The following is a 26,207-nucleotide window of genomic DNA, read 5'->3' on the forward strand; positions in this document are numbered from 1 at the left end:
GCCGCACCCTCATATCCGAGGGCGCTTCGTCGCGGGCTTTTTCGAGGAAGGTCCGGTCCTGTGAGCGTTTCCGCTGCGAGTCAGGTGCGCCGAAATGCACCCGGTCGCTGGCTGCGCACGGGCGGCGCGCACGAGGCCCCCGGGCTGCACGTCGTCTGCTTCCCGCCGGCCGGCGGCGCGGCGAGCTCGTTCTCCGCGCTCCGGAGGGCGGCGGGCCACGACACCGCGGTGACGGCGGTGCTGCTGCCCGGGCGTGAGGCGCGGATCGCCGAGCCGTTCGCGGAGGACCTGGACCAGGTCGTCGCGGCCGTGGGCCAGGAGCTCCTGCCGCTCCTGGCCCGGGACGAGACGCCCTACGTCCTGCTCGGGCACAGCATGGGCGGACTGCTCGCCTACGAGGCCGCCCTCCGCCTGGAGGCGCTCGGCGCCCGACGGCCGCTGCGCGTGGTGGTGGCCGGGACGGCCGCCCCGCGCGACGCGGGCTGGTCGGAGGTGGCGTCCCGTGGGCCCGAGGAGTTGATGCGGCTGCTCGGAGGGGTCCCGCCGGAGGTCTTCGCATCGCCGGAGCTGCTGGAGATCGTGAGCCGGGCCCTGCGCGCGGACCTGGCGATGATCGCCGGTCACCGCTGCTCGGGCGGGTTGCTGCACAGCCCGCTCGGCGTGCTGTACGGCAGCGAGGACCCGCTGGTCGGCGCCGAGGCGGTGGCGGACTGGACCGGCCTCGCGGCAGCGGGCGCGACGGTCGAGGAACTGTCGGGCGGCCACTTCTTCCTGGACGCCCACTACCCGCGACTCCTCGCGGACTGGCAGCGGGAGGCGGCGCGATGACACCGGACGAGCGGGGCGCGGTCGCGGAGACGGCCGGCGGGACGGGTGCGGGCGAGGCCGGGACGGCGGCCGCGGAGATTCGAGCGACGGACGGCAGGGGCGGAGCCATGCGGCAGAGCACACCTCAGGAGGCGCTGTCCTCCTCCGAGTTCGGGATCTGGCTGGCGAGCCGCCGGCACCCGGAGGCGTACAACATCCACCGCGTCTGGGAGATCGACGGCGACCTGGACGAGGAGGCCCTGCGCGCCGCGGTGGCCGAAGTGACCGCTCGCCACCGGGTGTTCGGCCGACGGCTGCGCGAGGACGGCGACGGCCCCTTCTGGGCGGCCGGGGACGCCGTCCCGGTCTGGTCGACGGCCGCCGAGACGCCGGACGAGACCGCCTGGAGCGCCGAACAGGGCGCCCACCGCTTCGACCTCGCCGTCGAGTGCCCCGTACGGGCCGGACTGCTGCGGCGCGGACCGCAGCGCCATCTGTTCTCCCTCCTGATCCACCACGTCGCCTGCGACGGGCTGTCCCTGGAGATCCTCCTCGCGGAGATCGCGACGGCCTACGCCTGCCGGACCGCGGGCGGCCCCGCCCTGCCGCCGGCCGCGGACCGGACGCCACCGGCCCCCGCGCCGTCGACGGGCTACTGGACCGAGCAGCTGGCCGGGGCCGAGTGGCCGGGGTCGCTGCCCCGCACCCCCGGACCGCGCACCCCCGACGCCGAGACCACCGTGCTGCCGCTGACGGGTGCGGAGACCGAACTGCTCAGGACGGCCGCCCGGAGCCTGCGGGCCACCCCTCACATGCTCGGCCTCGCCGCGCTGTACGGCACCCTCGCCGCGCACGGCAGCCGCCGGGACGTCATGGTGGCCACGCCCTTCGCGGGCCGCACCCCCGACACGGCCGAGACGGTCGGCTGCCTCGCCCGGGTGGTGCCGCTGCGCCAGCGCTGGGCGGCCGGTGACACCGGCACGGCCCTGGTCACCGCCGTCCGCCGGACCATGGCCGGGGCGCTGGGCCGGCTCGCCGAACCGATCCGGGAGGCCGCCGACCTGTTCAGCGCGGTCGAGCCCGGCGTCACCGTCGCCTTCCAGGCGCACGGCCCGCTGCCGGCGCCCGCACTCGCGGGCCTCGACGTGCGGGCGCTGCCCGAGGACGGCGCCGGGACGGTACGCAACGACCTGGAGTTCGACCTCTATCTGCGCCCCGACGGCGGCGACCTCGCCCTGACCCGCCGGCTGGCCGGCGGCACCACGACCGAGGCGGCCGCCCGGCTGCTCGCCGACTACCTCGCGACCCTGCTCCGCCTGGCCGGCGAGCCGGGCGCCCCGCTCCTCGGCTCCGGGCCGCTGAGCGCGATCGAGTCCCCCACGCTCGTGCGCGCCCGGCCCGGGGCGGAGGCCCTGCCGGTGATGGAACGGTTCGCCGAACTCGTACGCGAGCACCCGGAGCGCACGGCCGTCAGCTGCCCGGCCGGGGACACCAGCTTCGCGGAACTGGACGCCGCGGTGGACGCCCTCGCCGCCCGGCTGGCCGCCGACCACGGAGTCGTACCGGGAGACACCGTCGGCATCCTCGCGGAGCGCGGGGTCGCCCTGGTCGCCGCCGTCCTCGCCGTCTGGCGCGCGGGCGGCTGCACCGTGCTGCTCGATCCGCTGCACCCCGAGGACCGGATCGCCTACGTCCTGGCCGACAGCGGAGCAGGCATCGTGCTGCGCAGCCCCTCCCTGCGGGGGCGCGGCACGGGCACGGCCCGGGTCGTCGAGCTGCCCGAGGGGCGGGAGGCGACCGCCCCCGGCGCGTACGCGTTCCCCACGCCCACCCCCGCGGAGTTCCCCGCGCCCGCCCCCGCCGAGTTCCCCGCCCCCGACGCGTCCCGGCCGGCCTATGTCGTCCACACCTCCGGCACCACCGGCCTCCCCAAGGGCGTGCTCGTCGACCACGCCTCGTACGCGGCCTTCACCGAGGTGTTCACGCCCGGCCGCGGCGCGGCCCGGTCCGGCCTGGTGAGCTCGGTCTCCTTCGACCTCTTCTACCTCCAGTTCCTCGCCCTGTTCACCGGCTCCTGCCTGGTGGTCGCCGACGAGGACACGTACCGCAATCCGCAGACGCTGGTCGACTGGGTCGAGAAGCAGGACCTCCGCTTCCTCGGGCTCACGCCCTCGCTGTTCGGCGCCATGCGGAACTTCGGCTTCGAGGACGTGCTGCGGCGCGGCGGGCTCACCCTGCTGCTCGGCGGCGAGGCCCTGGACGAGCCGACCTGGCAGCTGCTGCGGGAGCTCGGCGTCGACGGGGTCAACGCCTACGGGCCGACCGAGACCACCATCTGCGTCACGGTCTGCGCGTTCGGCGAGCGGGACACCCCGGCCATCGGCCGGCCGCTGGAAGGCGTCTCGGCGTACGTCCTCGGACCCGACCTGCTGCCGGTGCCGGCCGGGGTGGCCGGCGAACTGTACGTGGCAGGACCGCAGGTGGCCCGCGGCTACCTCGGCTCGCCGGGAGTGACCGCCGACCGCTTCCTGCCGGACCCGTACTCCGGCCTCCCCGGCGCGCGGATGTACCGCACCGGCGACCGGGTGCGCGTGGCGGAGGACGGCTGCCTCGTCTATCTGGAGCGCGCCGACCACCAGCTGAAGGTCCGCGGCCAGCGGGTCGACCCGGTGGAGGTCGAGAACGTGCTGCGCGATCTGCCCGGCGTCCGGGACGCGTACGTCGCGCGCCGCGCCCCCGGCACCTCCAACGGGCTGCTCGCCTACGTGCTGCCCGACCGCGACGGCCCGTCCCTCGACCCGGCCGGGCTGCGGACGGCCTGCGCCCGGCGCCTGGCCCCCGCGGCCGTACCGGCCCACGTCCTCGTCCTCGACTCCTTCCCGCTGTCGGCCGGCGGCAAGCTCGACGAGCAGGCACTGCCCGCCCCGTCCCCGACGACCCCCGCGGCCGACACCGCGCGGGACGAGCTGACCCGGCTCTGGCAGGACACCGCGGGCGCGCCGGCGGCCTCGGACGACGAGGACTTCTTCGCCTGCGGCGGCAGCTCCCTGGACGCCGCCCGCCTCGTGGCCTCCGTCAACCAGGCGTACGGGGCCGAGATCGACCTCGCCGCGTTCTTCGCCGAGCCGACCCTGCGCGGCCTGCGGCACCAGCTGGAGACCACCACGGGCGGTACGGACCCGGCCGACGCCTCCGCCCCGGCCGAGGGCCTCTCGCCCGCCCAGCGGCGGCTGTGGCTGATGCACCTGCTGGACCCGAAGAGCCCCGAGTTCACCGTCCACTGGGCCGTGCGCCTGCGCGGCGCACTCGACCGGGAGCGGCTCGCGGAGGCATGGCGGGAGGTCGTCGAGACCCATGGCGAGCTGCGGCTGCGCGTGCTTGACGGTGCCGGCGAACCCGGCCGGGCGGCCTGGCCGGCCGAGGAGTTCGCGCTCCGCAGCCGGACGCTGCCCGAGGCCCGGCTCGACGAGGAACTCCGCGCGGCGGCCCGGCAGGTCTTCGACATCTTCGGCGAACCGCTCGCCGCGCTCGAACTGATCTCCCTCTCCGACCGGCCGGACGAGCACGTCCTGCTGCTGACCGGCCATCACCTCGTCCTCGACCGCCGCTCGGTGGAGCTGATCACCGGGCAGCTGTACGGCCGTCTCGACGGCCACCCGGCCGTGGCGCCCCGGCGCGGCTACCGGGACGTCCCGGCCCGCACCCCGGAACGGGCCGCGAACACCCGGGAGTTCTGGACCGCCGAGCTGGCGGAGGCCGCGGCGGCGCCCGGGATCGACCTGGGCGGCCCCGGCACCGAGACGCACCCGGAGCAGGTCGGCTCGGTACGGGCGGCCGTCACCCCGGCCGACTGGCAGCGCGCCCTGGAGACCGCGCGCGCCCACCGCACCACCCCGCTGGTCCTCGCCCTGGCCGCCTTCGCCCTCACGGCGGACCGCCACGGCGCCGCAGGGGAGGTCGTGGCAGGCACCACCATGGACGTCCGTCCCCCCGGATTCGAGGACGTGGTCGGACTCTTCGTGAACCCGGTGCCGGTCCGGCTGCGGGTCCACCCCGAGCTGTCGGGCGGCGGGCTCCTCGGCCGGGCGCACGAGGCGCTGCTGCGCTCCCACGCCCATCGCGACATGCCCTTCGACGAGCTGATCCGGGAGCTCGGCCTGCGCGCCGAGCCCGGCCGGACCCCGCTCTTCCAGGCACTCGTCGACTACGAGCCGGCCGCCCGGACCAGCGCCCCCGCCGGACTCGGCGTGCGGCCGGTCGACATCCCGGCCGAAGTGGCCAAGTACGACCTGGAGATCGTGCTGCGCGAGACCGCCGAGGCGGCGGGCAGCGGCCCGGCCGCCGAGGTCGAGATCGCCTTCCGGCACAGCCGGTACAGCGAGGCCCAGGCCGGCCGGCTCGCCGCCGCCCTCCGCGACACCCTGGTCCTGCTCGCGCACGAGCCGGACGCCCCGGCGCGGGTGCCGGTGGCGGACGGTGCCGTCCTGCGCCGACCGGCGCCGCCGGAGACGTACACCCAGGTCGGCAGGCTGGTCGAGCGGATCGCCGACACGCACCCGGACCGCGCGGCCGTGGTCTGCGGCGAGGACCGGCTGAGCTACGGCGGGCTGCGCTCCGGCGCACTCGCCGCGGTCGCCGCCCTCGCCGGGGCCTCAGTCGCCCCCGGCGACCGGGTGGCCGTCCTGGCCCCGCGCTCGACGGCCATGATCACCGCACTGCTCGGGGCCCATCTGGCCGGTGCCGTCGCCGTCCCGCTCGACGTGGACCACCCGGACGCCCGGCTGAAGGCGGCGCTCGCGGACTGCGGCGCCACCGTGCTGCTCGGCACGGCGGAGACGGTGGCCCGGGGCCGGTCCCTGGGGCTCACCGCCCTGGACCTCACCGCGCTGCCGGAACCGGCCGCCACCCCGGCCCTGCCGCCCCGGGGGGAGCGGGACGCCGCCTACATGATCTTCACCTCGGGCAGTACGGGCCGCCCCAAGGGCGTCGTCGTCGAGCACGGCGGGCTCGCCGCCTCGACCGCGGCACGGCGCGCGGTCTACCCGGGCGAGCCGGTGTTCCTGCTGCTCTCCCCGCTGGCCTTCGACTCCTCCGTGGCCGGGATCTGGGGCACCCTCACGGCCGGCGGGCGGCTCGTCGTCGCCGGACCGGACGACGTCCGCGACCCCGCCCGGCTGATCGGCCTGGTCGAACGCCACGCCGTCACCGACCTGCTGTGCGTGCCCTCGCTGCACGGCGTGGTCCTCGGCGAGGCCCGACGATCCGGCAGCGCGGCCGCCCTGCGCTCCCTGCGCCGGGCCGTGGTGGCCGGCGAACCGCTCCCCGAGCAGGTGATGGACCTTCACTTCGCCCTGCTCCCCGGGGTGGAGCTGGTCAACGAGTACGGCCCGACCGAGGCGACCGTCTGGTCCAGCTACCGCCGCTACCGGGCGCCGGGGCCGATCGACATCGGCGGTCCCGTGCCGGGCTACTCCCTCTACGTACTGGACCACGCGCTGCGGCCGGTGCCGCCCGGCGTCCCCGGCGAGCTGTACGTCGGCGGGCCCGGCGTCGCCCGCGGCTACCTCGGCCGTCCGGCCGACACCGCCGGCGTCTTCCTGCCGGACCCCTTCGACGGGCGGCCCGGTGCGCGGATGTACCGCACCGGAGACCGCGTCCGGCCGACCGGGGACGGCGGCCTGGCCTTCCTCGGCCGGGCCGACGACCAGCTGAAGATCCGCGGTCACCGGATCCAGCCGGGCGAGATCGAGACCGTCCTGCGTGCGGCTCCCGGGGTCCGCGAGGCCGCCGTCGTGGCCCACGGCCAGGGCCGGCTCGCCGCCTTCGTCACGGGCGGCGCCGACCCGGCCAGGGTCCGCCAGGAGGCCGTCGACCGGCTTCCCGCCGTGATGGTCCCCGGGGCGGTGCACGTGGTCGAGCGGCTGCCGCTCACCAGCAACGGCAAGGTCGACCGCAGACGGCTCGCCGAGGAGGCGGACCGCCGGGTGCCCGCGGCCGCGCCCGGCACCCGGGTACGCCCCGAACACGCCGAGGTGGTCGAGGCCTGGCGGGAGGTCCTGGGCGTCGCGGACGTGCCGGTGGACGCCAACTTCTTCGACGTGGGCGGCCATTCGCTCCTGATGCCCCTGCTCCAGGAGGCGCTGCACCGGCGTACGGGTGTCCGCGTGCCGATCCTCGACCTCTTCCGGCACACCACCGTCGCCGACATGGCGACCCGCCTGCGCCGGACCCCGACGGACGCGACCTCCGGTGCCTCCGACGGGACCGCCGGTGCCTCCGGCGGGTCCTCCGCCGGTATCCCGGCCGGTTCCGCCGCCGTACCCCCCGCCCCCTCCCGCCGGGACGCCTCCCGGCAGATGCGCCTGCGCCGAGTCCGGCCCGAGGCGTCCAGAGAAGCCCAGGAAGGAAACCGATGAGCCGCGACCGTTCGCTGGACATCGCCGTCACCGGAATGGCCGGCCGATTCCCCGGCGCCCCGGACGTGGCCCGGCTGTGGGAGGCCGTCGAACAGGGCCGCCCCCTGCTCCGCCGGCTCACCCGGGAAGAGCTCGAACAGGCCGGGATCCCGGCGGAACTCGCCGACGATCCGGCCTACGTGCCCGTGCACGGCCGCCTCGACGACGCCGACCGCTTCGACCACGCCTTCTTCGGCGTGAGCCCCCGCGAGGCCCGGCTGCTCGACCCGCAGCAGCGCCTGATGCTGGAGTGCGCCTGGTCCGCCCTGGAGGACGCCGGCCACCCGCTGCGCGCGCCGGACACCCGCCGTACCGCCGTCTACGCGGCCGCCAGCAGCAGCGAGCACCTGCGGGCGCTGCTGGCCGGCGGCGAGCTCGACGACCCCGAGTTCGACGAGGCGATCGTCGCCAACGAGCGGGACTTCCTCGCCACCCGGATCGCCTACAAGCTGGGCCTCACCGGCCCCGCCATGGCCGTGCTGACGGCCTGCTCGTCCTCGCTGGTCGCCGTGCACCTCGCCATGCAGGCCCTGAACAACGGCGAGTGCGACCAGGCGCTCGTCGTCGCCGCCTCCGCCAACGCCCCCCAGGCCGGCCACGTCCACATCCCCGGCGGCATCCTCTCCGCCTCCGGCGTCTGCCGCCCCTTCGACGCCGACTCCGACGGTGCGGTCGGCGGCTCGGGCGTGGTCGGGATCGTGCTGCGCCGCTTCCAGGACGCCGCCGACGAGGCCGCCCCGATGCACGGCGTCCTGCTCGGCTCGGCCGTCAACAACGACGGGGCGGCCAAGCCCGGCTTCTCCGCCCCCGCGGCGGCGGGCCAGGAGCGCGTGATCCGGGAGGCCCTCGCGGCCGCCGACATCGACGCCTCCTCGCTCGGATACCTGGAGACGCACGGCACCGGGACCCGCGTCGGCGACCCGATCGAGTGGTCCGCCGCCTCGGCCGTACTGGAAGAGCTCGGGGCCGACCCCGGCCAGGTCCGGGTCGGCGCCGTCAAGGGCACCATCGGCCACCTCGACGCCGCCGCCGGGCTCGCCGGTCTGGTGAAGGCCCTCCTGGTGGTCGGCCGCGGCACCGTACCCCCGCTCGCGAACTTCACCGGCCCCAACCCGCTGCTCGAACTGGACGGTTCACCGCTGGCCCTGCCGTCGGAGGCCGGCCCGTGGCAGGGCCCCGAGCCCCGCCGTGCGGCCGTGAGCTCCTTCGGCATCGGCGGCACCAACGCGCACGTACTCCTGGAACAGCCCCCCACGCAGCCGTCCGTCACCGCCCCCGCCGAGGACCTGCCGTCGGCCGCCGAAGCCCCCGGCGCGGACCCGCTGGTCGTGCTGTCGGCCGCCGAAGCCCCCGGCGCGGACCCGCTGGTCGTGCCGTCGGCCGCCGAAGCCCCCGGCGCCGCCCCGCTGGTCGTGCTGTCGGCCGCCGATCCGGCCGCGCTGCGGCGGGCGAAGGAGCGGCTCGCGGACCACCTGGACGCCGTCCCCGAGACGGTCGCCGACGTGGCCCGCACCCTCGCGCGGCGGGCGGCACTCCCGTACCGCGCCGCCGTCGTCGCCTCGACCGCCGCCGAACTCGCCGCCGGCCTGCGCGCGGCGGCCCCGGAAGCGGTCGCCGCCGAGCCGGTCCCGGCTCCGCTGGTCTTCCTCCTGCCCGGCCAGGGCACCCAGACCCCGGGCATGGCCCAGCCCTTCGCCCGGGCGCTGCCCGGCTTCGCCGACGCCCTGGACGCCTGCCTGCGGGCCTTCGAGCCCGCGCTCGCCGCCGAACTGGCCGAGGCGCTGCACGACGCGACCTTCCCCGCCGAGCGCCTTGAGGCCACCCGGCTCGCCCAGCCGGCCCTGTTCGCCGTGGAGTACGCGGCCGCCACCGCCCTCATCGGGCTCGGCCTGCGGCCCTCGGCGCTGATCGGGCACAGCCTCGGCGAACTGACCGCCGCCTGCCTGGCCGGCTCCCTCGACCTGCCCACCGCGGCCCGGCTCGTGGAGCACCGGGGAAGGCTGATGCAGGCGTGCGAGCCGGGCGCGATGCTCGCCGTGGCCTGCTCGGCACCCGAGGCCGAGCGGCTGCTCGCCGAGTCCGGCGCCGGCCTGGAGATCGCGGCCGTCAACACCGCCACGGACACCGTCCTCACCGGGCCGTTCGCGGAGATCGACGCCTTCACGGCGTGGCTCGGCGACCGGCACCGCAGCCGCCGGCTCCGCACGAGCCACGCCTTCCACTCGGCGCTGATGGACCCGGCCGCCGCCGGACTGCGGGAGGTGCTGGCCGGGATCCGGCCCGCGCCCGCCGAAGTGCCCTGGGCGGGCAACACCGACGGGGCGCTCGTCCCGGCCGGCGAGGTCGTGACCGCCGAGCGGTTCGCGGAGCAGCTGCGCAGGCCGGTCCGCTTCGCCGACGGGATCGCCACCCTGGCGGCCGCCTTCCCCGGCGCGCTCGCGGTGGAGGTCGGTCCCGGACGGGTGCTGTCCGCGCTCGCCGAGGCCGCGGGCCTCGACGCCGTGCCGCTCTGCCGGGAGGTGTCCGCCGAGGGCGCGGACCGTGCGGTGTCCGCCGCGCTCGGCCGCCTCTGGGCCGCGGGCCATGCGGTGGCCGTGGAGCGGCTCGCGGGCCCGGGCCGGGCCCGCCATCTGCCGACGTACCCCTTCGAGGGGCCGCGCTGGCCCCTGCCCCGCCGGCGCGTCACCGCCGTGGCGGTCCCGGCCCCGGAACAGCCCCTCGCCGAGGCGGAGGAGTTCCCGGCGGCCGAGGAGGAGACGCGCGGTCCGGTGGAGCTGGTCCGCGAGCTGTGGTCCGAGCAGCTGGGCCTCGACGCGACGCCGGACGGGGCGGACTTCTTCGAGCTGGGCGGGGACTCGCTGACCGTGACCCGCCTCGCCCGCCGGATGGGCCAGGTGTTCGGAGTGGACGTGCCGGTGCGCGAACTGCTGGCCGTCCGCACCGTCGACGGTCATGTCGCGCTGGTCGAGGACCTGTTGATCCAGCAGCTCGTAGCCGAGGCCGAGGGGGCCCTGTGAACACCGCACGTCTCGACCGACTGACCCCCGAGCAGCGGGCCGAACTCGAACGCCGGCTGGGCGGCCGCAGGACCGCACCCGCCCGGGAACGGGAACGGGAACGCGCCGGCGACCGGGCCCCGGCCCCGGACGGCCACGCCGGCAGCCATCCGCTCTCCGACACCCAGTACCGCCTGTGGCTCGCCGAGCAGGCCCACGGCCCCTCGGCCGCCTTCACCGTGCCGGTGGCCCTGCGCATCGAGGGCCCGCTGGACACCGCACGCCTCCAGACCTGCCTCGACCTGCTCGCCGTCCGCCATCTGGCCCTGCGCGCCAGGATCGTCCAGGAGGACGGGACCCCCCGGCAGCGCTTCGACCTGCCCGTCCGCATCCCGCTGGAGGAGCGGACGCTCGACGGCGGCGAGGCCGCGCTCGACCGGGCCCTGCGGGACGAGGCCGCGCACTCCTTCTCGCTGCGGCGGCCACCGCACGTGCGCGCGCTGCTGCTGCGCACCGGCCCGGACACCGCGGTCCTCGTCCTGACGCTGCACCACGCGTTCTGCGACGGCTGGTCGCTGGAGATCCTCATCCGGGAGCTCTTCGAGGCGTACGGAGCACCCGGCGCGCCCGCCCTGCCCGCCGCGCCGACCGCGCAGCACCTCGACTACGCCCGCTGGGAGCACTCCGCCGCGGGCCGCGACCGGCTGGCCCGGAACGGCGCCTACTGGGCGGACCGCCACGACGGACCGGCGGACCCGCCGGAACTCCCCTTCGCGGGTGGACCGCAGCACGGCGGCACGTCCACGGGCGACGGGCACGACAGCACCGAACGGGCCTCGGTCTTCACGCCGCCCGCCGGCCTGGACACGCGGGTCGCCGAACTGGCCCGGCGGGCCGGGGCGACGACGCACGCCGTCTGGCTCGCCGCCTTCGCGGCGACCTGGCACCTGGCCACCGGCGCCCGCGCCGTCCCGATCGGAGTGCCCGCCGCCAACCGCACCGACGCCCGCTGGGACGGTGCCGTCGGGGCCTTCGTCGCCACGCTGCCGCTGGTGCTGGGCGTTCACCCGGCCGAGAGCTTCACCGACCTGGTGCGCCGGGCGACCGAGGCGCTCCTCGACGGCTCCGGCCACGCGGTGGTGCCGCTCGACGGCCCGGCGCTTCCCGCCCCCGCCGCGATGTTCGTCCTCACCGGGGAGGGCTCCCGCCGGGAGATGCCCGGCGGTCTCACCGTCGAGACCCTGCCGATCCGGGTCCGGGGGACGCAGAACGAGCTCACCGTCCAGCTCGTGGAGCGGCCCGACGGAGTGACCGGCGTGCTCACGGCCGCCCCCGGGCGCTACGGCGCCGCGGACCTCGACCGGCTGGGCGAGGCCTATCTGGGCTGCCTGGACACGCTGCTCGCCGACCCCGCCGCGCCGCTGGCCGCCGCGGACCTGCTGGACGAGGAGACGCGGACGCTGCTCGCCGCCTCGGCCGAGGCGCCGGCCGCGCCCTCCTTCGGCCTGCCCTACGAGGCGTTCCGCCACTGGGTGGAGGAGACCCCGGAGGCCTTCGCCACCTCGGACGACCTCGCTCCCGGTGCTTCCGGTACCGAGGGCGCCGACGTCACGGCCCGGACCCGGCGGTTCGGCTACCGCGCACTCGCCGACCGGGTGGAGTCCTTCGCCGCCGGCCTGTACGAGGCCGGGGTACGGCCCCACAGCGCCGTCGCGGTCTGCCTCCCCAGGTCCAGCGACTACCTGGCGGTCACCCTCGCGGTCTGGCACCTCGGAGGCTGGACCGTCCCGCTGAACGTGAAGGACCCGCAGGACCGGCTGCGCACCCTGCTGACCGGCGCGGGAGCGGCCTTCCTGGTGCGGCGCGCCGACGCGCCCGCCGTGGAGCTGCCCGGGGTGACCGAACTCGCCGTCGGGGAACTCGCCCGCACCGGCCGGCCCGCGCCGCCGCCGGTCGCCGTCCGCCCGGCCGATCTCGCGTACGCGGTGTTCACCTCGGGCACGACCGGGACGCCCAAGTGCGTCACCGTGCCGCACGGGGCGCTCGCCAACGAGCTCGCCTGGCGGCGTGCCGCCATCGGCCTGGACGGGCGGGACCGCGTCCTGCAGACCATCCCGCTCGCCTTCGACCCGGCGTTCTGGCAGTGCTTCGGCCCGCTGGCGGCCGGCGCGGGAGTGATCTTCCCCGGCACCGACCCGGACGCCACCCCCGGCGCGGTCGTGGACCTGGCGCTGGCCCACGGCGCCACCGTCGTCGACCTGGTCCCCTCGCTGCTCGCGGCCCTGGACGACGAGGACCTGCGGCGGCTGCCGGCCCGCGTGGTGTTCTGCGGCGGCGAGCCGCTCCCGGCCGCGCAGGCCGAGCGCTACCGCAGGCTGGGCTCCGGGACGCTGTACAACCAGTACGGACCCTCCGAGACCTGCATCGACGCCACCTCCCACCGGTACGGCGAGGGGCCGGAGGCCGACGGCACCGTGCCGATCGGCCGGCCGATCGGCGGCGTCCGGCTGCACGTCCTCGACCCCGCGCTGCGCCGCCTGCCGGTCGGCGTGCCCGGCGAGCTGTACATCGGCGGACTCGGCGTGGCCCGGGGCTACGCGGGCCGTCCCGCGGAGACCGCCGCCCGCTTCCTGCCGGACCCGGCGGGCCCGCCCGGCGCGCGCATGTACCGCACGGGGGACCGGGCCCGCTGGAACCCGGACGGCACCCTCCAGTTCCTCGGCCGGGCCGACAACCAGGTCAAGATCCGCGGCCACCGGGTGGAGCTGGAGGAGGTGGACCGGGCCCTGCTCGCGGTGCCCGGCGTGCGGGAGGCCGCGGTCGTCGTGGTGGGCGAGCGGTTCCGCCGACTGGTCGGCTTCCTCGCCGGAGAACCGGACCTGGACCCGCAGTCCGTCCGGGAGCGCCTCGCCGCCGCCCTGCCCTCGTACATGGTCCCCGCCGAGCTGCGCGTCCTGGCCGGGCTGCCGACCACCGCCAACGGCAAGGCCGACCGGCGCTCGCTCACGGAGCTGGCCGCGGGCCGCCCCGAGGGCCGGCCGGACGGCGCCCGGGCGGACGACCCCGTGCTCGCCGCGGTCCTGGACGCCTTCGCCGCCGTACTGGAGCTGCCGTCCGCGGCTCCCGACGACGACCTCTACGACCTGGGCGGGGCCTCGCTCGGCGCGGCGAGGATCGCCGCCGAACTGACCACGCGCCTCGGCACCGAGGTCCCGGTCCGCCTCGTCCTCGGCAACCCCCGCGCGGGCGACCTGGCCACGGCCCTCGGCGCCCGGCACACGGCCGCCCCCGGACTCGCCGTACCGGCGACGGACGGGGAGCGGTCGGAGGGCGGGGAGTCCCGGGGCGACGAGGTCCCCGGGCCCGAGCAGCGGCACGTACTGGCACTGGAGCGGCTGCTCGGCCATCCCTCCCCGCCGGTCCCCGTCCTGCTCGACCTCCCGGCCGACCCCGGTCCCGAGCGGGTGGCGGACGCCGTCCGCCGTCTCGTCGAACGCCACGACGCGCTCCGCCCGCTGCCCGGCGCGACCGCCTCCGACGCGTGGCTGCCCTGCGTGACGGGGGAGCTGCCGGCCGAGCCCGAACTGCTCGACTGGCCCGCCGAACTGATCGAGCGCCGGCTGCCTCACGGCCACCCCGGCCTGCAGGCCGTACTGCTGCGCGGGTCCGCCGGGACGGCACGGCTGCTGCTGCTCCTGGCCCGGAACCGGGCCGACGGGCCCTCGGCGGGCGTGCTCGCCGAGGAGCTGTCCCTGCTGCTCGCCGGGCGGGAACCGGCCGGTCCCGCGCCGAGCTACCGACAGCACCTCCGGGAGCGCGCCCACCGCCGGGAGCGCGACCGGGCGGAGCTGGAGCGGTACTGGACGCGGACCCTGGCGCCGCTGCCCGACGACCCCTTCGCCGCGCTGCGGTCGAGCGGCCGCGGGTTCCGCAACGCGGGCGTCCGCATGAGCCTGCCGGCCGAGCTGGACGCCCGGCTGCGGGCCCGCTGCACCGAGCTCGGGACGGCCCCGGCCGCCCCCTTCCTGGCCGCCCTCGGCGGTCTCGTCGCCCGGATCGCCGGGGCCGACAGGGTGGTCGTGGGCACACCGGTCGGGCACCGGTCCGGCACCGCCGAGGCCGGCCTGGTCGGCCGGGCGGTGGACATGCTTCCGGTGGTCCTCTCCGCCGGGGGCGACCCGGCGGACGCCCACCGGGCCCTGCTCACCGCGCTCGGCAGCCTCGACCTGCCGCTGGAGCGGATCGCCGAGCTGGTGGACCCGGTCGACCCGGCCGTCCGCCCGCCGGTCTGCGCGGCGGCCCTGCTCACCCACGACTACGACGGCGTACCGGAGAGCACACCCGCTCCGGCGCCCGGTAACACGGCACCCGCTGCGGCCTCCGGCGACCCGGCACCCGCTCCGGCGGCCGGCCATGCCGTGCCCGAGCACTGGTCCGACCTCGACCTGGTGCTCCATGTGGAGCCCGGGCCCGACGGCACCAGGGTGCTGCTGCTCTCCGGCGACACCCGGCTCTTCGACCACACCGCCCTGCGCACCGCGCTGGCCGAGCTCACCGACCAGCTCGGCCGCTGGGCCGCCTGAAACCCCACACCACTTCCACGAGGAGAAGACATGAACGAGGAAGAGAAGTACCGCTTCGACCTGAACGGCTACCTCGTCCTGGAGGACGTGCTGGACGCCGACGAGCTCGCCGCGCTGAACTCCGCCCTGGACGGCCACGGCCTCTGGGAGGGCGAGAACAAGCACGACTTCGGGCTGCTCAAGCAGTACAACCCCTTCATCGCCAACGCCGGCCCCCTCCACACGACCGACCGCCCGGTCCGCGACCTGCTCGCGCACCCCAAGGTGCTGCCGTACCTGGAGGAGCTCCTCGGCGCCGACCTGCGCTACGACGAGGGCCAGGTCCTCTTCTCCCGCAAGGGCGCCGGCGCGCTCGTCCTGCACAACGGCAACACCCCCTGGGAGTACCCGCCGCTGAGCTACCAGGTCCGCGACGGCCAGATCTACGCCGGCCACCTGATCGTGGCCTTCTGCCTCACCGACGCCCTCGCCGACCAGGGCGGCTTCGCCGTCGTGCCCGGCAGCCACAAGTCGCACTTCCCGATGCCCGACGAGTACGCCGCCTGGGAGAAGACCGGCGACTTCGTCAGCCGGGTGCCGGTGAAGGCCGGTTCCGTGGTGCTCTTCGCGGACACCGCGACCCACGGCAGCTGGCCCTGGGAGGCCGACTTCGAGCGGCGCGTGGTCTTCTGCCGCTACACCGCCGGAATGGTCCAGCACACCTCGCCGGCCCCCGTGCCCGAGGACGTCGACACCGACGACTGGACGCCGGTCGAGCGCCGGCTGCTCCGCCCGCCGTTCGCCTGGCACCAGGAGAACGACGGCGGCTTCAAGGAGCGGCAGCGGACCTCGGTGCGGACCGAGGAGGGCTGGGTCATGAGCGAGTACGCCCAGCAGATCATCCCGGCGGCCGAGGCCACCGCCTCCGAGGCCACCGCCGGGGAGCGTGGCTGAGATGGCGACCGTCACGGACAGCCCCGTCGACCTCGACGGCTTCAACCAGGGGATGCGCAGCGACCCGCTCGGCACCCTGACCCGGATACGCGCCGAAGGAACGGTCTGCGTCATCCCGTACGACGAGGGCGAGGGCAAGGGCGAACAGCGCATCCTCATCACCACCGAGCCCGCGCTGGCCAACGCCGCCCTGGTGCACGGCCTGCGCACGCACCGGGAGCTGTTGCGCCAGCTGGTCGGCAGCGGCCTGTTCGTGGCCGCCACCGGTGACCGCTGGCGCCGCCGCCGGAACCTGCTCCGCCCCATGTTCACGCCCCGCGCGGTCGCGGCCGGCCACGGCGTCGTCCTGCGGGCCGCCGAGGACTTCGTCCGGCGCGAGCTGCTGACCGGCACCGGGCAGCCGATGGACCTCGCGGCGACCATGCAGCGGCTCAGCGTCCAGGTGATCCTGCGCTCGGTCGACCCGGCGCTCGACGGACCCGAACTCCTGGAGCTCACCGAGGCCCTCCAGGAGGCCGTGGAGTACCTGGACCACCGGCTGTTCCTGCCGGACACCGTCGACGAGGGCGACTACGAGGCCTTCCTCAAGCGCCGGGAGGTGCTGGAGACCTTCATCGCCGGGCGGGCCGGACAGTTCGGCTGCCCCGCCTCCGAGCCCGGTGTGCTGGCCGAGATCGTCGCCGCCCTCGGCGAGGAGGCCGCCGCCGGCGAGGACCCCCACCAGGTGCTCCGCGAGGAGCTGCTGTCGGTCTTCGTGGCGGGCGTCGAGACCATGGGCACCCTGCTGACCTGGATCTTCCACAATCTGGCGCACTCCCCGGAGGCGCTGGGCCGGAGCCTGGCGGAGGTCCGCGCCGAGGACCTCGACGCGCTGGCCGCGCTGCCCTCGGCCCCGAACGGCTCGCTGCCCTATCTGCGGGCCGTGGTCGAGGAGTCGCTGCGGCTCACCCCGCCGGCCTGGGCCCTGGTCCGCACCATCGAGGAGCCGCTGGAGGCCGCCGGGATCGAGCTGGTCCCGGGCGACGTGGTGCTCGCCGCCACCTACGTCATGCACCACGACCCCGAACTCTGGGAGGCGCCGGAGGAGTTCCGTCCGGAGCGCTTCCTCGGCGACCGTCCGCCGGCCCAGCAGTACCTGCCCTTCGGCGCGGGCCCCCACCAGTGCCTGGGCCGCCAGTACTCGCTCCTGGAGGCGCAGTTGGTCGCCGCCACCGTGCTCCGGCACGGCCTGTTCGGGCTCCTCGACCCGGAGCCGGTGACCACGCTCCGCCCGCACATCGCCCTCGCCCCCGACCCGAACCCCCAGGCCGTCTTCACCGCCCACGGACAGGAGCACACCCGATGACCAGCCCGACCGGCCGACGCGTCGAGGACGCGTTCGCCGCCGTCGCGGAACGGCAGCCGGACCACACCGCGATCGTGGACGGGGACGGCGCCTGCACCTACGGCGAGCTGCTGACCCGCGCCCGTGCCGCGGCCGCGGAGCTCGGCGCGCTCGGTGTGCGGCCCGGCGACGCCGTGCTGCTCACCGGCCACGGCGGCCGGTCCGCCGTACTGGGCATGCTGGCCGTCCTGTTCGCAGGCGCCCACTACGTACCGGTGGACCCGTCCTTCCCGGCCGAGCGCACCGCGCTGATGGCTCGGCTCTCCGGCGCGGTGCTCCAGCTGAGCGCCGACCACCGGACCCCGGCGGTACCGGGTCTCACCACCCGCGCCGTCGACGAGCTCGGTCACGGCGACGGCCACGGCCGTCTGCCCGCACCGGCGGCCGGACCCGACGACCTCGCGTACGTGATGTTCACCTCGGGGACCACCGGTGAGCCCAAGCCGGTGGGCGTGACGCACCGCGGCGTCACCGGCCTCGCCCTCGGCGCCGGGCCCCTGCGGCTCGGCCCGGAGGACGGCACCCTGCTGCACTCCACCCTGGCCTTCGACGCCTCCACCTTCGAGATCTGGAACGCCCTCCTCGTCGGCGCCCGGGTGGTCGCCGTACCGCGGGCCCGGCTCGCGCTGCACGAGCTCGCCGCGCAGCTCGCCCGTCCGGAGGTCACCACGGCCTGGCTGACCGCCGCCGTCTTCCATCTGATGGCACGCCATCACGCGGAGGCGCTCGGCACCCTGCGCCGGCTGACCGTCGGCGGAGACGTCGTCCTCCCCGACGTGGCCGACGCGTTCGCCGCCGCGCACCCCGGGACGACGCTCCTCAACGGCTACGGGCCCACCGAGAACACCACCTTCAGCACGCTGGGTCCGGTCACCGGACGCGACCGCGCGGAGTCCGACTCGCTGCCGATCGGCCACGCCTACCCCGGAACCCTCTGCTACGTCCTGGACGAGCGGCTGGACGCCGTGACGGGCGGCTCGCCCGGCGAACTGTTCGTCGGCGGCGACCGGCTGGCCCGCGGCTACCTCGACCGCCCGGCCGCCACCGCCGAGCGCTTCCTGCCCGACCCCTTCGCCACGACCCCCGGCGCCCGGATGTACCGCACGGGCGACCGCGCCCGGCTGCTGCCCAGCGGCGCACTGGAGTTCCTGGGCCGGACGGACGACGAGGTGAAGGTCCGCGGCTTCCGGGTGGACCTCGCCGAGGCGCAGGCCGTCCTCGCCGCCGACCCGGAGGTCGCCGACGTGGCCGTGCTGGCCGAGCGGACCGGGGAAGGCGCGACCCTCGTCGCCTTCGTCACGCCGGCCGGGCTCGACACCGCGGCCCTGCGCGAGCGTGCCTTCCTGCGCGTCCCGCGCCACCTGGTGGCGGAGCGGATCCTCGCCGTCGACGCCCTCCCGCTGGGCCCGACGGGCAAGGTGGACCGCGAGGCCCTGCGCCGCCTGGCGCAGCCCACCGCAGACCCCAAGCCGCAGACGCCGGCCGATCCGCAGTCCCCGGCCGAGCCGCAGACCTCGCGCGATCCGCAGGCCCCGGCCGCCCCGCAACCCCCCGCCGTCCTCCCGGCCGCGCCCGAGCCGGCGCCCGCCGCGGCCCTCCCCGCGCTGGCGGACCTCTGGCAGCGGCACACCGGGATCGTGCCCGGAGACGACTCCGACTTCTTCGCCGACGGCGGCAGCTCGCTCGACCTGATGCGACTGGTCGAGGACGTCCGCACCGGACTCGGCGTGGAGCTGGACTTCGCCGAGGTCTACGCCCTGGAGTCGTACGGAGAACTGGCCGGCCTCGTCGAGGACCTGCTCGGTACGGAGGCCGCCGCGTGACCACCACGGCCGAACCCACCACCACCCGCAGAGTGCCGCCCGAGCGCCGCCGCCTGCACATCCGCACCGAGCCCGCCGGCCACGTCTTCGCCGCGGACCTCGCCGTGGTCGACGCCTGGCTGCGCGACTACGTGGGCGGCTCGCACGAACAGCTCGGCAGGACCGGCCCGGTCTGCCCGTTCGTCCCGCCGGCCCTCAACGACCAGGCCGTGCAGTTCCACTTCCGCTACGACGTCGACGGCTCCACCACGACGGGCATCACCGAGGCGCTCACCGAGGAACTCGTCGACTTCGCCCTGACGATGGAACCGCAGCCCAAGTCCGGCGCCTCGCTGGAATGCCGGCTCGTCGTCATGCCGCGCACAGGACCGGACGGCTGGCAGCGCCTCGACGACGCCTACGAGTCGCTGAAGAACCTGGCCGTGGACGCCGGCCTGATGATCGGCCAGTTCCACCCGAACTGCGACGAACGCGCCGTGCGCAACACCGGCTTCCGGGTCTCGCTGGCCCCGATCGGCCTGCTCGCGATGCGCCGGATGGCCCCGCACGACGTGCTCTTCCTGACCGGCCGCCGGGACTGGTTCGAGAAGTACGACACCACCTTCCGCTCCCACTACGAGCGCGGCAGGGTCCGCGACCCGCTGCTGCGCGAGCTCTACCAGGCCGCCGTGGACCGGTACGAGCTGCCCGCCCTCACCCTCGACGAAGGAGTCACGCGATGAATCCGTTCCAGGACCTCTTCCACGTCGTCGTCAACGACGAGGAGCAGTACTCGATCTGGCCCACCCACCACGAGGTCCCGCTCGGCTGGCGCACCAGCGGCGCCGCGGCCAGCCGCGAGACGTGCCTGCTGAGGATCGAGGACGAGTGGACGGACATGACCCCGAAGTCGCTCCGTACCGCCCAGGCCTGACCCCCCGGAGCACCGGAACCGAGACCGGTGCCGGGAACCGACGCACAGAGAGGAACGCACACATGGACGCCGGCGAAGCCCGTTCCGGGCTCCTGGAGATGATCGGTGGCTACCGGGCCACCGCCCTCGTGACCACCGCCGCCCGGCTCGGCCTGGCCGACCTCCTCGCGGAGGGGCCCGTCGCGCTCGGCCGGCTGGCCGAGCTGACCGGGACTCGGCCCGACCGGCTGCTCCAGATCCTCCGGGCGCTCGTCGCGGTCGGCCTGCTGGAGAGCCACCCCGACGGCACGTTCGGAGCGACCCCGCTCGCCGAGCCCCTGCGCAGGGACGCGGAGGACTCGCTGCACAGCGCCGCCATCTACTTCGGCGCGGTGAGCGCCCCCTCGTTCGACTCGCTGCACGACCTCCTCCGTACGGACGGCAGCGGCTTCCAGGACCGCCACGGGACGGACTTCTACGGCTTCCTCGACGCCCACCCCGAGCTGGCGGCCCACTACAACACCATCATCGCGGTCGACGGCCTCGGCGACGCGCTCGCCGAGGCGTACGACTTCACCACGGCCGGCTCGGTCGCGGACATCGGCGGCGGCAACGGCACCACCCTCGCCGAACTCCTCCTCGCCCGCCCGCACCTGGAGGGCACCCTCCAGGAGATCCCGCACGTGATCGAGGAGGCCCGCCGACGGCTCGACGACCCCGCCCTCGGGGGCCGGGCCCGTACGACGACCGGATCCTTCCTCGACGGCATCGTCCCGGGCGCGGACCGCTACCTCCTGGTCCGGGTGCTGCCCAACTGGAACGACGAGGACGCCCTGCGGATCCTGCGCCACTGCGCCGCCGCGATGGCCCCGGAGGCCCGGCTGCTCATCGTCGACGCCGACATGCCGGAGCACGTCACGGCCGGCTCCTTCGCCCCGATCGGCGACCTGCACGCCCTCGTCCACTTCGGCGGGAAGCTCCGCAGCCGCTCGGAGCTGACCGTGCTGCTGTCGGCCGCCGGGCTGAGGTTCTCGGACACGGACACCGTCCCCGTACCGGGCCGGCCCCAGTGGTCGCTGTCCGAGGTGGAAGTGGCCCGATGACGGAACAGCCGCTGCCCCGCGTCGCCGTCGTGTACGCCGACGGCTCGGTCGGACCGGGCACGGTCCTGGCCGACGCCAAGGGCCTGTGCGAGGTGGTCTTCGTGTGCGACACGGCCAAGCCGGGCGTCGCACCCCTGCTCCGCGGACTGCGCCGCCGCGCCACGGTCTGCGACATCACCGGCCTCGGCCCGGACGAGGCCGCCGCCGCGGTCCGCGCGGAAGCGCCCGAGGCCATCGTCACCTTCAGCGAGTACTGCCTCGGCCTCACCTCGGAACTCGCGGAACGGCTCGGCCTCCCGTACCACGGCGCCGAGACGACGAGGCTGCTCACCGACAAGCTGGCCCAGCGCGCGGCGCTGGCCGCCGCGGGCGTGGACGCCACCGGATGCCGGCTGGCAGACTCCCCCGAGCGGGTGCTGGAGGCGGCCGCGGAGCTGGGCTACCCGGTCGTGGTCAAGCCCAGGACGGGCGCCGGCAGCCGGAACACCGTCCGGCTGGACTCGGCCGAGCAGGCCGCCCGCGAACTGCCCGCCGTGATGTCGGGCGACGTCGGCCAGGACCGGGTGTTCGTCGTCGAGGAGTGCCTCGTCGGGGACCCCTCGGCCGCCGGCGAAGGGTGGGGCGACTACGTGTCCGTGGAGGGCCTGGTGTACCGGGGGGAGGTGCTGGCCTCCTGTGTGTCGGGCAAGCTGCCGCTGGCCGAGCCGTTCCGCGAGACCGGCTTCTTCCTCCCCTCGACGCTGCCTCCGGCGCTGGCGGACGAGGTGAAGGAGCTGGCCGCGGCCGCCGTGCGGGCGCTCGGCATCCGCGACTCGGTGACCCACACCGAGGTGAAGCTGACCCCGTCCGGCCCCCGGATCATCGAGGTCAACGGCCGCATCGGCGGGCACGTGGTGGATCTCCTCCCCAGGGCCTCGCAGGACAGCCTGGTGCGTTTCGCCCTCGACCTCGCCCTCGGCCGACGGCCCGCCGCACCCTCCTTCGACTTCTCCGGGGTCACCTTCGAATGGGTGCTCCTCCCGCCCGTCGAGGCACGCGAACTGACGGCCCTCGACGGCGTGGACGACGTGCGGGCCCTCGACGGGATCACCGCCGTCGACGTCCTCGCCCGGCCGGGCCAGGCGGTCGACTGGCGGATCGGCAACCAGATGCTCGGTCTCGTGCACGGCCACGCGCCCGACCACGCCGGCCTGCGCCACCTCGTGGACCGGGTGGCGCGCACCTTCGTCGCCGACTACCGGACCGGGGTCTGACGACGAACCGGGGCCGGCCGCACCGGCCGGCCCCCCACACCGACGGTGCGCCGGGCGTGCCGCGAAAGAAAGGCAAGTGATGCTGGATCAGCTGCGGCAGCCGCTGCGTTCCCGGCGGTTCCGATTGGTCTGGGCGGGCGAGGGCATCTCCATCCTCGGCGACCTGAGCTTCGAGGTCGCCTTCATCTGGCTGGTGCTCCAGGAGACCGGCTCGGCGGCGACGCTGGCGGGCGTCGTCCTGGCCCAGGCCATCCCGCGGGGCGTCCTGATGCTGATCGGCGGGGCGATCACCGACCGGCTGTCGCCCCGCACCGTCATGCTGGCGACCCATCTGTCGCGGGGCACCGCCGTGGTGGCCCTCGGCCTGGCGAGCGTCCTCGACGGCGTGCAGACCTGGCAGTTCTACGCCATCGCCGTCGTGATGGGCACCGCGGAGGCCTTCTTCTGGCCGGCCAGCGACAGCATCGTGCCGTCCCTCGTGGACAAGGAGGACCTGGCCCGCGCCAACGCGCTGACCGGCTTCAACGAGCAGGGCGCCCGGCTGCTCGGCCCGGTCCTCGGCGGCGCCCTGGTGGCGTCGGCGGGTGCCACCACCGCGATCTTCTTCAACGCCGCGACCTTTTTCCTGGCGGCGCTGAGCCTGCGCGCGGTCCCGGCCCGGCCGGCGGACCCGGAGGCGGCGTCGCCGTCGATCGCGCAGATCCGCTCGGAGATCGTCTCGGGCCTGCGCTATGCCCGCCGGAGCCGCGAGGTGCGCTCCATCCTGCTGCTCATCTCGGCGGCCGCGCTCAGCTACAGCGGTCTGTTCTCGGTCGGCCTGCCCGCCCTCTCGAAGAGCTTCTCGGAGAGCGCGCTCACGCTGGGTCTGCTCATCTCCTCCTGGGGTCTCGGCCAGCTCGCCGGCACGATCGCCGCGGCGATCACCGGCCTGCCGCGCCGCTGGGGCCTGCTGATCATCGGCATGACCCTGTGCGAGGGCCTGGCCTTCGCGACCCTGGGCTTCCTGCCCACCCCGTGGGCGGCGGCCACCCTCCTCGCGGTGCTCGGCGTCGGTGTCGCCTACTCCAGCGACGTGGCGCTGCCGACGTACATCCAGACCCGGACGCCGGCCGACTTCCTCGGCCGGATCAACAGCATCATGAGCCTTCCGCGGGTCGTCCTGGAGCCGGTCTCCTTCGCCCTCATGGGCCTGCTGGTCACGGTCGGCGTCCGCTGGGGCTTCCTCATGGCCGCCCTGCCGATGCTCGTGGTCGGCATCACCATGGCGCTGAGCAAGGACGCCCGCAGCCTGAGCACGGCGCCCGCCCCCGACGCGGACGAGGCCCCGACCGCCGACACCGAAAAGGCCCCCACCTCCCCGACCGCCGACACCAGCGACACCGCCCCCACACCGGCGGGCTGAACCGGCGCCGTTCCCCCCACGTCTCGGGGCCACCTCCTTCCGCCGCCCGGCGGCCGAGGAGGTGGCCCCGACGCGCGCCGAAGGTCCAAGGCGAGCTTCCGAAGGTCCGAGGCGACCTTCCTCAGGTCCCCGGAAACGCCTCAGGGGCCCGACCCGCTTTCGCGGATCAGGCCCCTGAGGGTCTTGCGGCTGTCGGGGTGGCGGGATTTGAACCCACGACCTCTTCGTCCCGAACGAAGCGCGCTGCCAAGCTGCGCTACACCCCGATGTCGCTGCTTTGTTCTTCACGTCGCGGCGACATCGATTACTTTAGCCCACGCGCGCGCTCAGACGAAATCCGGTATTCGGGGGACCGCGGCGCAGGTCGGATGCGGTCCAGGCCGACGATCGCGAGACCGAGGACGGAGAAGGCCGCGCCGAGGACGACGGCGTTGGTGAGGACACCGGCGTAGCCGTGGACCGTCACGTCCAAGAAGGGGTACGTGTAGCGGGTCGGCGCGTCGGGGGAGATCAGCTCGCCGCGGATCAGGGCGAAGGCGAAGTAGAGGCCCGGCGCCGCCAGCCACTGGGCCGCGTGCCGCCACCGGAGGGCCCCGGGCGCCGTGAGCAGGAGGAAGTCGAGGGCTGTGCCGATCGGGGTCACGGTGTGCAGCAGCTGGTTGGCGACGGCCTTCGCGCCGGTGAGCCGGGCGATCTCGGCGGCCTGGTTGAACTCGCTCGCCTCGTTGTCGAGGACCAGGTGGAAGACGAGGCCGACGACCGCGATGCAGAGCAGCGCCCCGCCGGTCCACACGGCCGGCAGCGGCGGGCGGCGGGTCCAGGCGCGGACGGCGCCCAGGCCGAGGACGACGGCGACCAGGATGTTGGTCCAGATGGTGAAGAAGCTCAGGACGACGAGCACGTCCCCGTAGACGCACTCGATGACGATTCCCGTCGCCGCGCACAGGGCGATCAGGCCCCGGAAGGCCGCCGCCCAGGGGCGGCGGTGGGCGGGAGGTACGACGGCGGAGGCCGACACGGCCGCGGTGGGGGGCGTGAGCATGCCCCTCACCGTAAGCGCTCAGCCGCGCGCCGTCAGGGTGAGCAGGGTGGCCTCCGGCGGGCAGGCGAAGCGGACCGGGGTGTACCGGTTGGTGCCGCAGCCCGCGGAGACGTGCAGATAGGACGTCCGGTCGGCGACCGTGTGCGTGGAGAGCCCCTTGACCCGGTCCGTGTCGATGTCGCAGTTGGTGACGAGCGCCCCGTAGAAGGGGACGCACAGCTGCCCGCCGTGGGTGTGGCCGGCGAGGATCAGCTCGTAGCCGTCGGACGTGAAGGAGTCGAGCGAGCGCAGGTACGGGGCGTGGACGACGCCCATCGTGAAGTCGGCCGAGGCGTCGGGGCCGCCGGCGACCCGCTCGTACCGGTCCCGCTTGATGTGCGGGTCGTCCAGGCCGGTGAAGGCGAGGTCGGCCTGCGGGAGCTTGAGCCGGCCGCGGGTGTTGGTGAGGTTCACCCAGCCGGCCGAGTCGAAGGCGTCCCGCATTCCCTCCCAGGGGTTGTGGACGGCGCCGACGACGGGCTTGTTGCCGTTGAGCCCGTGCCGGCCCTGGGCCCGCTCCATGAGGTAGCGGGCGGGGTTCTTCATCCGGGGCCCGTAGTAGTCGTTGGAGCCGAAGACGTACACCCCGGGGAACTCCATCAGCGGCCCGAGCGCGTCGAGGAGCTCGGGCACGGCCTCGGTGTCGGAGAGGTTGTCGCCGGTGTTGACGACGAAGTCGGGACGGAGGCCCGCGAGCGACTGGAGCCAGAGGCGCTTCTTGCGCTGGCCGCTCACCATGTGGATGTCGGAGACCTGGAGGACGCGCAGGTCGCGCATGCCGGGCGGGAGGACGGGGATGGTCACCCGGCGGAGCCGGAAGGAGCGGGCCTCGAAGCCGGCCGCGTAGACGATTCCGGCCGCAGCCGTCGCCGTGAGGCCTGCCGTGATCTTCAGGGGGATCCCGTACCGTGCGCGCATCCCCCCATCGTCGCAGACCCGCTGAGCCGAAATGCGCGGGCGGTACGGGTGGGGCACCTGCCACACTTGACCCCATGACCACGCTCAAGGCGAAGCTCCAGGACGACCTCAACGCCGCGATCCGGGAGCGCGACGAACTGCGCTCCTCGACCCTGCGGCTCACCATCACCGCGATCACGAAGGAGGAGGTCGCGGGCACGACGAAGCGCGAACTCTCCGACGACGAGGTGCAGAAGGTGATCGCGAAGGAGGCGAAGAAGCGCCGCGAGGCCGCGGACGCCTTCGCCAAGGGCGGTCGCCCCGAGTCCGCCGAGCGCGAGAAGGCCGAGGGTCTCATCCTCGACGCGTACCTGCCGAAGCAGCTCAGCGACGAGGACCTCGACTCCATCGTCGCGGCGGCCGTCGAGGAGGCGAAGGCCGCGGGCGCCGAGGGGCCGCGTGCCATGGGCGCCGTCATGAAGATCGTGAACCCGAAGGTGGCCGGCCAGGCCGAGGGCGGCCGCGTCGCCGCCGCGGTGAAGAAGCTGCTCGCGGGCTGATCCGCGCGGTAGACACGAGAGAGGGCGCCCCACCGGTC

The 26,207-nt window shown here is 75.4% G+C and carries 15 protein-coding genes and 1 tRNA gene; 13 read left to right on the forward strand and 3 right to left on the reverse strand.

All coding sequences use genetic code 11. The features are described 5' to 3' along the window. Positions 1-60: 60 nt before the first annotated feature. The 12 genes from ACWGN5_RS13650 to ACWGN5_RS13705 all read left to right on the forward strand — a co-directional run bounded on the left by ACWGN5_RS13650 (position 61) and on the right by ACWGN5_RS13705 (position 23,631). Entirely contained in the window at positions 61-828 is a 768-nt protein-coding gene (locus tag ACWGN5_RS13650) for a thioesterase II family protein (protein WP_453514382.1), read from the forward strand. Further along, on the forward strand, positions 825-7,223 hold the full coding sequence (locus ACWGN5_RS13655; RefSeq protein ID WP_453514384.1) for an amino acid adenylation domain-containing protein: 6,399 nt from the start codon (positions 825-827) through the stop codon (positions 7,221-7,223). The genes ACWGN5_RS13650 and ACWGN5_RS13655 overlap by 4 nt, the downstream gene beginning before the upstream one ends. Then, complete coding sequence (locus ACWGN5_RS13660) at positions 7,220-10,279, forward strand: type I polyketide synthase (protein WP_453514386.1); 3,060 nt, start codon at positions 7,220-7,222, stop codon at positions 10,277-10,279. The genes ACWGN5_RS13655 and ACWGN5_RS13660 overlap by 4 nt, the downstream gene beginning before the upstream one ends. Further along, positions 10,276-14,841 (forward strand): non-ribosomal peptide synthetase, encoded by a 4,566-nt coding sequence (locus tag ACWGN5_RS13665; RefSeq protein ID WP_453514387.1) that lies wholly within the window; start codon positions 10,276-10,278, stop codon positions 14,839-14,841. The genes ACWGN5_RS13660 and ACWGN5_RS13665 overlap by 4 nt, the downstream gene beginning before the upstream one ends. 30 nt (positions 14,842-14,871) lie before the next feature. Then, entirely contained in the window at positions 14,872-15,774 is a 903-nt protein-coding gene (locus tag ACWGN5_RS13670; RefSeq protein ID WP_453514390.1) for a phytanoyl-CoA dioxygenase family protein, read from the forward strand. A 1-nt stretch (position 15,775) separates the two neighbouring features. Further along, positions 15,776-17,119, forward strand: coding sequence for a cytochrome P450 (locus ACWGN5_RS13675; RefSeq protein ID WP_453514392.1), 1,344 nt, complete (start codon positions 15,776-15,778; stop codon positions 17,117-17,119). Beyond that, positions 17,116-18,981 carry a non-ribosomal peptide synthetase gene (locus ACWGN5_RS13680; protein WP_453514393.1) on the forward strand — a complete coding sequence of 622 codons (1,866 nt, stop codon included), beginning with the start codon at positions 17,116-17,118 and terminating at the stop codon, positions 18,979-18,981. The genes ACWGN5_RS13675 and ACWGN5_RS13680 overlap by 4 nt, the downstream gene beginning before the upstream one ends. Then, positions 18,978-19,703 (forward strand): DUF6875 domain-containing protein, encoded by a 726-nt coding sequence (locus ACWGN5_RS13685; RefSeq protein ID WP_453514395.1) that lies wholly within the window; start codon positions 18,978-18,980, stop codon positions 19,701-19,703. The genes ACWGN5_RS13680 and ACWGN5_RS13685 overlap by 4 nt, the downstream gene beginning before the upstream one ends. Continuing rightward, positions 19,700-19,894: an MbtH family protein gene (locus tag ACWGN5_RS13690; RefSeq protein WP_453514397.1), complete on the forward strand. Its 195-nt coding sequence runs from the start codon at positions 19,700-19,702 to the stop codon at positions 19,892-19,894. Before ACWGN5_RS13685 ends, ACWGN5_RS13690 begins: the two co-directional genes overlap by 4 nt. Before the next feature lie 62 nt (positions 19,895-19,956). After that, complete coding sequence (locus tag ACWGN5_RS13695) at positions 19,957-20,976, forward strand: methyltransferase (RefSeq protein ID WP_453514399.1); 1,020 nt, start codon at positions 19,957-19,959, stop codon at positions 20,974-20,976. Then, on the forward strand, positions 20,973-22,229 hold the full coding sequence (locus tag ACWGN5_RS13700; RefSeq protein ID WP_453514401.1) for an ATP-grasp domain-containing protein: 1,257 nt from the start codon (positions 20,973-20,975) through the stop codon (positions 22,227-22,229). Before ACWGN5_RS13695 ends, ACWGN5_RS13700 begins: the two co-directional genes overlap by 4 nt. A gap of 79 nt (positions 22,230-22,308) precedes the next feature. Further along, positions 22,309-23,631 carry an MFS transporter gene (locus ACWGN5_RS13705; RefSeq protein ID WP_453514403.1) on the forward strand — a complete coding sequence of 441 codons (1,323 nt, stop codon included), beginning with the start codon at positions 22,309-22,311 and terminating at the stop codon, positions 23,629-23,631. Positions 23,632-23,823: 192 nt separating this feature from the next. Here ACWGN5_RS13705 and ACWGN5_RS13710 read toward each other — a convergent pair. From ACWGN5_RS13710 to ACWGN5_RS13720, 3 genes are all read right to left on the reverse strand, one after another. After that, a tRNA-Pro gene (locus tag ACWGN5_RS13710) sits at positions 23,824-23,897 on the reverse strand. Between the two features lie 38 nt (positions 23,898-23,935). After that, positions 23,936-24,673 carry a Pr6Pr family membrane protein gene (locus ACWGN5_RS13715; RefSeq protein WP_453514405.1) on the reverse strand — a complete coding sequence of 246 codons (738 nt, stop codon included), beginning with the start codon at positions 24,671-24,673 and terminating at the stop codon, positions 23,936-23,938. Between the two features lie 18 nt (positions 24,674-24,691). After that, a complete protein-coding gene (locus ACWGN5_RS13720) occupies positions 24,692-25,630 on the reverse strand; it encodes a metallophosphoesterase (RefSeq protein ID WP_453514407.1) in 939 nt (312 codons plus the stop codon). Positions 25,631-25,704: 74 nt separating this feature from the next. Between ACWGN5_RS13720 and ACWGN5_RS13725 the strand changes: the two genes are divergently transcribed. After that, positions 25,705-26,169: a GatB/YqeY domain-containing protein gene (locus ACWGN5_RS13725; protein WP_453514408.1), complete on the forward strand. Its 465-nt coding sequence runs from the start codon at positions 25,705-25,707 to the stop codon at positions 26,167-26,169. Positions 26,170-26,207: the final 38 nt, after the last annotated feature.

Source organism: Streptomyces sp. NPDC055815, assembly GCF_053616475.1.